This is a genomic window from uncultured Ruegeria sp. (assembly GCF_947500045.1).
GTDB lineage: Bacteria > Pseudomonadota > Alphaproteobacteria > Rhodobacterales > Rhodobacteraceae > Ruegeria.
The window spans coordinates 221,463-231,231 of record NZ_CANMQQ010000007.1 but is presented as its reverse complement, the minus strand read 5'-3'; the positions used below and the strand labels follow the sequence as shown (position 1 = coordinate 231,231).

At 51.8% G+C, this 9,769-nt stretch carries 9 protein-coding genes and 2 pseudogenes; 3 read left to right on the top strand and 8 right to left on the bottom strand.

Annotated features, from left to right (window positions below):
• Positions 1-400: 400 nt before the first annotated feature.
• The 6 genes and pseudogenes from Q1B46_RS13865 to Q1B46_RS13840 all read right to left on the bottom strand — a co-directional run.
• A pseudogene (locus Q1B46_RS13865) lies at positions 401-562 on the bottom strand (IS6 family transposase); the annotation flags it as partial.
• 266 nt (positions 563-828) lie between these two features.
• Complete coding sequence (locus Q1B46_RS13860) at positions 829-1,875, bottom strand: cell envelope integrity protein TolA (RefSeq protein WP_299948911.1); 1,047 nt, start codon at positions 1,873-1,875, stop codon at positions 829-831.
• A complete protein-coding gene (locus tag Q1B46_RS13855; protein ID WP_299948909.1) occupies positions 1,872-2,249 on the bottom strand; it encodes a biopolymer transporter ExbD in 378 nt (125 codons plus the stop codon). Before Q1B46_RS13855 ends, Q1B46_RS13860 begins: the two co-directional genes overlap by 4 nt.
• A gap of 4 nt (positions 2,250-2,253) precedes the next feature.
• Positions 2,254-2,619 (bottom strand): biopolymer transporter ExbD, encoded by a 366-nt coding sequence (locus Q1B46_RS13850; protein WP_299948907.1) that lies wholly within the window; start codon positions 2,617-2,619, stop codon positions 2,254-2,256.
• Positions 2,612-3,274: a MotA/TolQ/ExbB proton channel family protein gene (locus tag Q1B46_RS13845; protein WP_299948905.1), complete on the bottom strand. Its 663-nt coding sequence runs from the start codon at positions 3,272-3,274 to the stop codon at positions 2,612-2,614. The genes Q1B46_RS13850 and Q1B46_RS13845 overlap by 8 nt, the downstream gene beginning before the upstream one ends.
• The gene (locus Q1B46_RS13840; RefSeq protein ID WP_299948903.1) at positions 3,271-3,702 is read right to left on the bottom strand and encodes a hypothetical protein; all 432 of its coding nucleotides are present in this window, start codon (positions 3,700-3,702) and stop codon (positions 3,271-3,273) included. Before Q1B46_RS13840 ends, Q1B46_RS13845 begins: the two co-directional genes overlap by 4 nt.
• Positions 3,703-3,989: 287 nt before the next feature.
• On the opposite strand from Q1B46_RS13840, the gene Q1B46_RS13835 reads away from it, so the two are divergent.
• The 3 genes and pseudogenes from Q1B46_RS13835 to Q1B46_RS13825 all read left to right on the top strand — a co-directional run bounded on the left by Q1B46_RS13835 (position 3,990) and on the right by Q1B46_RS13825 (position 5,876).
• The gene (locus tag Q1B46_RS13835; RefSeq protein WP_299948901.1) at positions 3,990-4,217 is read left to right on the top strand and encodes a hypothetical protein; all 228 of its coding nucleotides are present in this window, start codon (positions 3,990-3,992) and stop codon (positions 4,215-4,217) included.
• Between the two features lie 80 nt (positions 4,218-4,297).
• Positions 4,298-4,731: pseudogene (locus Q1B46_RS13830) on the top strand (IS6 family transposase); the annotation flags it as partial.
• 218 nt (positions 4,732-4,949) lie between these two features.
• Positions 4,950-5,876, top strand: a complete 927-nt coding sequence (locus Q1B46_RS13825) for a DMT family transporter (RefSeq protein WP_299948899.1) — start codon at positions 4,950-4,952, stop codon at positions 5,874-5,876.
• A gap of 98 nt (positions 5,877-5,974) precedes the next feature.
• On the opposite strand, the gene Q1B46_RS13820 is transcribed toward Q1B46_RS13825, so the two are convergent.
• Together Q1B46_RS13820 and Q1B46_RS13815 are read right to left on the bottom strand one after the other, a co-directional pair.
• Complete coding sequence (locus tag Q1B46_RS13820) at positions 5,975-8,473, bottom strand: tetratricopeptide repeat protein (RefSeq protein ID WP_299948897.1); 2,499 nt, start codon at positions 8,471-8,473, stop codon at positions 5,975-5,977.
• 295 nt (positions 8,474-8,768) lie between these two features.
• A complete protein-coding gene (locus tag Q1B46_RS13815) occupies positions 8,769-9,572 on the bottom strand; it encodes a cyclopropane-fatty-acyl-phospholipid synthase family protein (RefSeq protein WP_299948895.1) in 804 nt (267 codons plus the stop codon).
• Between the last annotated feature and the right edge of the window lie 197 nt (positions 9,573-9,769).

Here is a 9,769-nt window from a genome sequence, read left to right as displayed (position 1 = left end):
CCACCCCTGTTTCCGATGTTTCGAGCCGCCCAATAGCGGTAGATCAAACGGCTGCATTTGTCTGCAATCTGTGAGTTTGACAGGCCTCCTATCTCGCCGCTGCAGCGAATGGCGGCTTTGACGGGCCGCGTCGCAGCATCTTGAGGCACTGGCCAAGGGCAGCTCAGGGCCGTCAGCCTCGAGCCCCTTCTACCATTTGATTGACCAGTAATCTCGCAGACGATAGTCAGTGTTTCATGGAAAACACTACGATCATCGCAATGACTTGGTGGCTGGCCTCCTGACAGGGTGGGGTTCTGTTGCAAACTTTTGACCATTGACGCTTTCGGAATTAGCGCGTGAATGACTGCCGGTCATATCAAGTCGAAAGCCAATTCATGATTTCCTTTAAAGGCGCGCAATATCGTGTGACCCACCGGTTCAGTGTGGTGTGGTCGACTGAAATCCCGCGCTCTGCCATGATTTCTTCAAGATCCCGATATGAGACACCGTAGCGGACGTAAAAGAACACTGCGAACAGGATTACATCCTTCGGATATTGCGCGCCTTTAAATAAGATCATCAACGGACTTTCGACTTCAAAATTTCGATAGCCATTCATCCGAAGCACTCATGAGCGTCAACAGTCAAAAGTTTGCAACACATCCGCTTACGACTGCTTTGAGCTCAATGCAGGCAAATGTTCAGCTACACTGGATGCACCCATCCTCGACTTAGTCACAAACAGCTAAATCACACTTCAACCGATCTCCAGATCGATTGCTCAACCTTTTTCTCATTGCTAGCCGCGGAACTTGAAGATCAATGAATGACGGGCTTATCTCGTCATTAGCCGTTCTGATAATAAAACGATAACTTGCGACTTGATCCACTTGGCGGGCGAGGAAAAGGAGCGGCGCGGACGACTTGGTCTTTCGCCGCGCGTTCGATTTCAGGTGAACCAGAACTGTCGACGATGTCGACCCAGGCCAATGAACCATCTGGGTTGATTTCGAAGAACACCTGAGCGAATCCACGGACAGATACATAGACTACTGGTGTTTGGTTCAAGTGGATCAAAACCTGGCCGGCATAGTTTGTGGTATTGGAATTCCCAACGCCGCGACCCGTGGATTGGTTTCGACTGTTACCGGCCCTGAATGGGTCTAGTCCTTCTCTATTATACAACTTTAACGGAGACTCCACGACTTGTTCGGGGTTACGCAGATTGTCGAAATTTCTGAAACCATCAAGTGTGTTTTGAAGCTCTGCCGCGGGTCTTTGGCTCGGGAGGCGAGGGCGTTTTGAAACAACAACAGCCTGTTCTGATGCCCCATCTGACACCTCAGAACTAGGTTCAACTACGGTGTTTAGAATTTCTGGATCGACCACTGAATCCTCAAGCGGAGTTACTGGCCCTGCTGGGCTGTCGGCTGGTGGTAAAGCCGCCAGTTGATCCAATTGCGGAGAGTTGGGCGGTGTTACGGATCTATCCTCATTCTCAACAACTTCGGCTTCTGAAGCCGTCACAGGTTCGGTTGGTGTTTCTTCTTGTACATCTGTTTGCGGTGCAACCGGCGCACCAATGTCAGGGGAAGATACCCGCTTTGGATCAGGGGAGGCTACAAGCGTTTCGCTTATAGGTATTTCTGCGCGTTCGGGTTCGGTAAGATCCTCTGCTGGAGGCTCGGGTGCCTCCGCAGGTTCTGGTTGCACTGGATCGGTGGTGGCTTCGGTGAAATCTTCGAATGAGTTGCCAAGCTCTAACAAACTGACCGAGTCGCCCTCGGATCGCAGCTCCGGTAAACCGGGGCCAAGAAAGCTGATCCCCAGATAGTGCAATAACAGCGAAAGCAAGCCAGCCAACCCAGCGACGATGGCCGATCTCCGGATCATTCCAGAGCCTGCTCAGTGACGAGGAACACCGATGGCGCGCCTTGCCGCCGAAGTGCGCCGGTCACTTCCATCAACCTCCGGCCCGAAACATTGCGATCCGGGACAATTCTTACAGGGTTCTCTCCATGGCTAGCTATGAAAGACCCAGGGTCTGTTTGTAGACCGCGAAAACTCAGAACGCCGTTTTCATTCAAAACAAGCGCATCGGGCGGGTCACGCCCTTCCAGTTCAGAAGTGTCGACGAGATTTAGCTCAGGATCAAGCGGTGGCGCCAGTGTGCCCGCGATTAGAAAGAAGATCAGCATCAAAAATACGACGTTGATCAAAGGAATGGTCGAATCTCGTTTGCGGCTTTGGCGAACGTATTGGATCATCGATTTACTCCAACACCGTCACGGTCAATCCATTGCGACCACGCAACCTGACAAGCAAATCCACGAGCCGCTGGGCTGATGCGTCGACATCAAGACTAATCAGAGCTTGCCCGACACCGATCCGGGCGGGTAGCTCATCCAGCGTTACTGCCTCACCGTTCATGCTCAAACGTTCAGCGCCGAGTTGGATAAATATCCGCTCAACCGGTTCGTCCGATGTCGTTGATCCTGCGGTCGTACTACTGATCTCGATTTCCGCGAACTTCGAAAAGGTCGAGGACAGCATAAAGAACAGCAAAAGCAAAAAGATGACATCGATCAGCGGTGTCATCGACATGGGGCGTCTGACAAAGGGTGCCGTGTTACGCATGTTCAGCGTTCAGAACCTCGTTCGTGCCCACTGCGGGACTAATGGATTGGTTTGGAACCAGAATTGTGCGCAGCGCTTTGTTCGCAAAGACCCGCTCACGCGCAGTTCTGCTTTCAAACCACGACAACACCATCGAAGTTGGCATTGCCACTGCAAGACCCACTGCGGTTGTCACCAAGGCAACCCAGATACCCCCCGCCAGTAATGATGGATCGACAGAGGATCCGGCTGACTGAAGGCTTTGGAAGGCATCAATCATTCCTAAAACAGTCCCGAACAACCCAAGCAGTGGTGCGAGTTGGGCAACTGTGTCCAATAGGCGGAAGCCACGTTCTAACCCAGCTAATGCAAGCCCGGCTTCCGCATCCAACCGAGCGTCAATATCTGGCGAATCCGGCGCATCCATCGCTGTCTCTACAAGTGGCGCGAGATAGCTACTACTTTGGGAGACAAGCGTGCGCGCAGTTGCCCGATCGCCCACATCCCAGGCTTGCAATGCTTGCGACAGAATCTTGTGCCGCCCCACGCCGCAAGCTGCGAACTGCCACAGTTTGTAAAGACTGACCGCCACTGTAAGAATCGACATAAAAATCAGGATTGCGACAACGGGTCCGCCAAGGGTCAGTATTTCCCGAAGAGACGACAAAACACTCATCCAAGCAGCTCCACTTCAATTCGACTGTCGAGCGTCAGGGCCGATTCACAGACACTGCTTTGAGAGCCGTTTATCACGCACGAATTTGCGCCATTAATCAATGCGCGTCCGACAGAAGCGCAAGACATCCCTGGCAGGTCAAACTGACGCACACGGGGGCGATCTGAAGGTAGGGCGCGAAAATCGAAAAGCGAAAGCTTTAGGACGCTTCCATCCAAGTCGAATATTACCGTCTCAAAAACAGCCTCATCTATAGGCGATCCTGTTTGGTTGTTTGCTAGGAAGGTCATCCTACAGGCCCCATCGACGTCTTCCATCGCGTTGAGTTCCAATGAAAGCGCGGCGACAGACCCATCGGAAGATTGAGCAAGTGTTCCGCCAGAAAACAAGCATGCGAAACAAGTGAGTAAGAAACGGAGAGATTGCATCTAAGGGCATCCATTTGCTTGTGCGAACTTCAATTGCCCGCGGATATGAGCCGACAACGGTCCTCTCATACCTGATAGTACGTTTGCTTCAAAGGATCGCTGTGGCCTGATTGCCTCGCTGTTCCGCCATTTTGCTAAGGTCACAACCGGCAATGTGCTGGTCACTGTCCTGCCGGTCTACCCGCAATCACTTATTTGAGTGAACACCGCACCGTTTTTGGGCAGAAGTGAAGCAGATGCTCTGCCCATTTGGTACAGTTTGTTGGCCCTCAATGTACGAGTAGAGGTTGGTTGAACAGGTGATGATTAGTGCTATTGGTCTGCCTGTTGGTGTTGTTTTGCACAAACAACTTGCTCTTTTCTGGGATGCCATTCGCGCCGCCGTTGCCGTATATGCAAGCTTTGTTGTGATGGTATGGGGGGTTGAGCGAGCAATGTTCTACCCGGTTCTGTCGGAAACTCTGTTCCCATCTGTCAGATTATGCGTCGATTTGGCAGCGCGTGCTCCAAATTAAAGGAGCAAACCGTGACGATCTAATTCAAGGGTGCACACTTTCCAAAAGAAGTGATCTTGTAAGCTGCTTTCTTCTATGTCCGATACGGTGTGTCGTATCGGGATTTGGAAAAAATCATGGCGGAACGAGGCGTTGTACTGGATCATGCGACGCTGAACCGCTGGGTGAGCCGATACGCCGGTCTTGTAGCTGATGCTTCGCGGTACAAAAAGCGTCCTGCCGACCGTTCATGGCGTATGGATGAAACATATGTGAAAGTGAAGGGTGAATGGGTTTATCTCTATCGCGCGATCGACAAACACGGCAAGACCCTGGACTTCATGCTATCCAACCGCCGGAATAAAGCGGCGCCAACACAGCTGGTATCAAGGCCATAAACAAGATGCTCAAAGGATTTGGTTGCCCGCTCCCGATCGAGATGGTCAGACGGAAATACCTAAACAACATCGTGGAACAAGATCACAGGTTTATCAAAAGACGAACCCGCCCGATGCTTGGCTTCAAGTCTTTATGAATCTGCCTCTGCAACTCTTGCAGGTATCGAAGTCGCGCATATGATCCGCAAAGGCCAATTCCCGCCTGGACTCTGTCCATTTCTACAGTTCGCAGAACTGGCTGCCTAACCCATCGACACAAAAAGTGGGTTTCTGAACAACCGCAAACTTTGCAACGGAACCAGTGCCACATCGATTGTTGCTTTGTTTGAAAAGCCGGTCATGCTCTGATGCAATCATGAAGGTGAATAGACCTGCGCTGGCTTATGGAGCGTTGTTACTTGCAATGTTGATCAGTGCCGGGAACTTCTTGTTCGGTAATCTGGCCGTCAATGAAGTTCATCCGGTTGCACTAACATTTTGGCGCTGCCTGATTGCAACAATATTTGTGTTGCCACTTGTTCTGAGGGGACAGAGCCACCCGTTCCAGCATTTCAAGGGCAGTTGGCTCCGTATTACAGTCCTTGCCTGCATTGGCGTGGTCGCCACACCTTGGTTTGTTTATTCTGCGCTGCGCTCAAATGATCTCATAGATCTTGGGGCCGGTTACACCAGTGTACCCTTACTGACGATTTTGTTCTCGGCACTATTGCTCGGTGAGCGATTGCAGCCTGTTCAGTATCTGGGTGTTGTGATCGCCCTCGTTGGTGCACTGGTTTTTGCATTTCGCGGTGACTTCTCAAACCTAATCAATTTCGACCCGCATCTCGCCTTCCTGTTGATGATCGCCTCCAATGCCTGCCGTGGGTTCTACTTAGTTCTTCTTAAGAAATGGAACATTCACCCTAAGCCTGATGAAGGCTTGTTCGTTATTTTCGTTGTTGGCATTGTCGTTCTGCTGCCGTTTGTTGTGATTCACGAAGTAGGCACACTTCAGCCATTCGACTACTCTTGGCAGGTCTGGGGCTCTATTCTCTTTATTGGAGTTGGCATGGGTGCCATCTACCTGCACCTGCTTAATTTCGGCACACACGAAGTTGGTGCGTCGACGGCTTCCTTGTTTGCATATCTCGTGCCGATACTCGTTACTGTCGAAGCCGTGGCCCTAAGGGGCATGGACCTTCAGGTCTATCAAGGCGTCGGCGGCGTGCTGATAATCGGCGGCGTTCTCATAGCAACCCGGTTTCACCTTCGACCAACCGCTACGGACCATCCGCCTCACTGATACACGTGTTGATAGAGAGCAGGGTTTGGCATCGAATTGGGTCGTGCGTTTTGAATTGGAATACGTTGCCGCGCTGAACAAACAGCCAGAGACGAAGATCATTCTGGCAAGCCAGCCTCCCGAAGATCACGGACAAACTTATTTAGATCACCATTCTGAAGATTTTCGAATGCCAGGCGGACGCGCGAACATGTCATGTCGGGGCGAATCTCTTTGCTCTGACGAACGATCTGCCGGGCCTCTTCTACGCGGTGTTGTCGTATCAGAATTACCGCCAAGACATAGTGCCCGAATGGGCCAACTGATCTTCCTTCCAATGTTGTTCTCGCGCAATCTTCAGCTTGTTCCAGATTATCAAGGAGGTAGAGGCACATGGCTTTTGATAACAATTTGACCTTGAAGTACGGCCCGGACGGTCCAAACCGGGTTGCCGTCTCAATATGTTCCAGTGCCTGTTTCGCCTGCCCATTTGCGAGCCGCGTATACCCAAGAACCAGGTGAGCGTTTGCTGCGCTTGGGTTGAGGCCGACTGCAAGTTCTGCCTCTGCGATCGCAGCATCGTATCGGTTGTAAAGTGTATAAGCCCGGGCGAGAGAGGCATGGGCAAAACTACTGTGTTCATCCAGGGCAACAGCGCGCTCTGCGTGAAAGAGTGCACGTACCTTTGCCCCTTTGCGGTCATCAACCTGGACGAAAAACAGCTTTCGAAGCTCAGCATTTGCCATGACGGCATGCGCAAGCGCATAGTCCGGCGTCATGTCGATAGTCTTGGTTAAAATGTCATTTGCCTTTTGAGTATCTTCGTCGGTGAACTTGAACAGATGCCACAGAGCTTTTTGAACCTTATCCCATACATTGACCTCACCACGTTTCAGACGGGCTTGCTCTCGCAAGTCGAACCGCAGTTCCCAGTCGATATGCCCGACGACGGCCGCGGCGATTTCCTCTTGCAGGGAAAAGACATCCTCAATTTTGTGATCCAGGCGATCTGCCCAAAGATCATGCCCAGTTGATGTATCTACCAAATGGGCAGTGACGCGAACGCGCTGGTCATCATAGCGCACACTGCCCTCTACTAAATAATGTGCCCCGAGGCGTTGCGCGATTTCTTCACCGGATAAAGAAGCATCCTTGAGTAGTTTGGTGGACGTTGGCGAGACCACCGACAGCCAGTCCACCTTTGCAAGTTCGGTAACAAGTTCTTGGTTGATGCCAGCCACAAAGCCATTGCTTTCGCTTTGTCCACTGAGGTTGTCGAAGGGTAATACTGCGATTACGGGCTTTTGCGGTGCCGGAAGCTGAGTGACCATTCGATCAAACAAGCGATCTTTTTCGGCTGGCGGCTCAGTCTTCGGTGCAAGAGTTTCGGGCTCAGTTTGCGAACCGGATAAAGGTTCATGCGCTGCCGGAAATTGGAACACCGGCCCGTGCCGCGGCCAATCAACGTTGTTAAGTGTCATATAGTCTTTGAGATTGTGCGCTGCATACAAGAATGCGTGACTGCGTGCACTGACACTGAGGTGCTTATGAGCGAAATTCAGGCCCACTGCGACGCGGGCCAGCAAGTATTGGCTTTCCATAAAACTTAACCGATGGCTTTCATGGCGTTCAACCCAGCTCATCGCTCCACGCCGCAGAGTTCTGACGAACTCTACGATCCCAACGTCGTCCTGCCAAAGCCCCAACGTGTGGTGTTTTGAATGAAAGAGCCCGAGATCATCAAGGATGGCATCCCACTGAGCTGGTACGCAGTTTCCGCGTCTTGCCAACAGATATGCCAACTCGAAATACGCGTGATCATAAAAAAGGAACTGCTTGTCTTGGTAAAGCGCCAGATCGATCAGGTAATAGTCGGGATCACTGCTTTGATGTGATCGTACCAGCACATTGTAGCCGTGAAGATCTCCATGTAATCGACCTTTAGCCGCTCGGATGCTTAAACGGCTTGGCAAATTCTCGTCATACGCGAAGGCCATTGGGTTAGGATACCAATGTCCTTCAAACATGAGGCAACGCTCCTTTGGATCATGACCGCAAACATCGGAAAGGAACCGGTGTAATCGACCTGCCTCAGGATCCAGTCTGTATCCGAGCCATTCAGAGAGCAATTCCCGGGGTGAATGCATACCCGTTGCCATCTGGTAGTCAGAATTCCAATCGTCAAGAAGGCTTCGCGAGAGCCGCTGGAGGACGTTCAAAGCCAGCTCGTAACCACAATCGTTCCAAGGAAGAGAGTATTCCAGCCCTTGCGCCACGACCGTTGAAAGTATCGCGATCTTACCTTGGTGTTCCAGCGAGTTGACGATGCGTGCCAGATGTTTGGATCCGAACGCCGGTATTGCTTCGAACGCTTCTAGGTGTCTTTGATTTTCAGTCTTTTCTTCCCATTCTGGATCCGGAAGCGCGTCTAGTTTGAGAATTGCCTGACCACTGAAGGCATCGCATGTGATGTCGACAATATAGACAAGAGCGCCAGACTTGCCTGCACTTAGCCGTTGGTGAAAGTAAATTTCACCTTTTACCGACCAGCGGTCAGTTATCAGTGGCAGAAGCTCTTTGTAGGCTTCCGGCCAAGAGAGATCATCGATGGCGGACATTAACAACACTCCGCAGAAGTACCGCCAAGGACTATGTAATTCTGCGCGGCGGAACTGTCCTTTTGCATGATACACAAGCAAACGTGTGAACCAAGTTGTTTGGATCCACCGCTCAGATTTTTCTGCACGACGGCTTGACCTGCCCAGTGAAAGCTCAATACACCGCAAGATGCTTGAATGTCCGCTTTTGAGCAGTTGCGAAGTAGTCTTGACGCATCGGTGAAGGTCTCCTTTGAGCCGACTTCAACACCTGCCAGGCTGCAGGCGTTACTTTATTCTGTTCGAGCCGTTGCCTTCACTGACGCCGGGCGTGAAGGCGCAGACCGCCGACCAGACTGCGCGAAAAATAGCCAGCCATTTTGATGTAGAACGTCTCAATGATCCTATATCCGCCCACGCCGTGCACAGCTTCGTAGCTTCGCCTGTTTTTCCGAAAAGCAATCAGCCGGTCAGCGGTAAAGGACGCCCAGTTTGATGTCATGTCTTCCAAGTTCAGCAGGTCCAACCCTGCAGTTCTTAGCGATGACTTGTACCTGTACAGAGGCGCGAGCGAGTTTGGAAACAGGTGCGCTTTGAAGTCGTCTGCTTCTTCTTCGGGAGGTGGCGCGATTTCGTAAAGATCCTCAACAAAGAGCGTACCGCCGGGCTTCAAAGCCGCCACGATGCGCGACTGATATGCCGTGCGTTTCGGTATATGAAAGAGCGCAAGCCAACTGACCACATGGTCGAAGCCGCCTTGTGGCGCAGACCAGCTCAGAAAGTCCGCGTGGACATGCGTCACCCGATCAGAAAGCCCTGAACGTGCAGTGAGTGCTTTGCCAACCGCATGGTAGTCGGCCTGAAGTTCTACTGCTGTCACATGCGCACCCGAGGCATGCGAGATATAACGCGCACACCCACCCCACCCGGATCCGATCTCGAGGATCTTCTGCCCGGGTTTAATTCCGCAAGTCTTGATCGCGACGTCGAGCGCGTCGGTTCCGTGGTAATGCAGCTGATCAAAGCGGTTGAGAATGTCGACCGGTACAGGATCCTGGGCAGGAAATCCCGATTGGGCCAGATCGACTAGAATTCGCTCCGCCCGGGGGTAGAGCTGCATCGACTTGATATCTTTTGCCGTCATGATGAGAGGTTAACCAAATTTCGCTCCGATAAAAGCGCATTGTGCCGAGTGTATGAAAATCAGGCCGACAAGCCAGATGTTGCGCAATCCCTGAGTTCGGCTCAGAGTCCAATCCGTCAAATTCTGCACCATACGCGAATGTCCGCTATACTCGCATATGACTACATTTATGG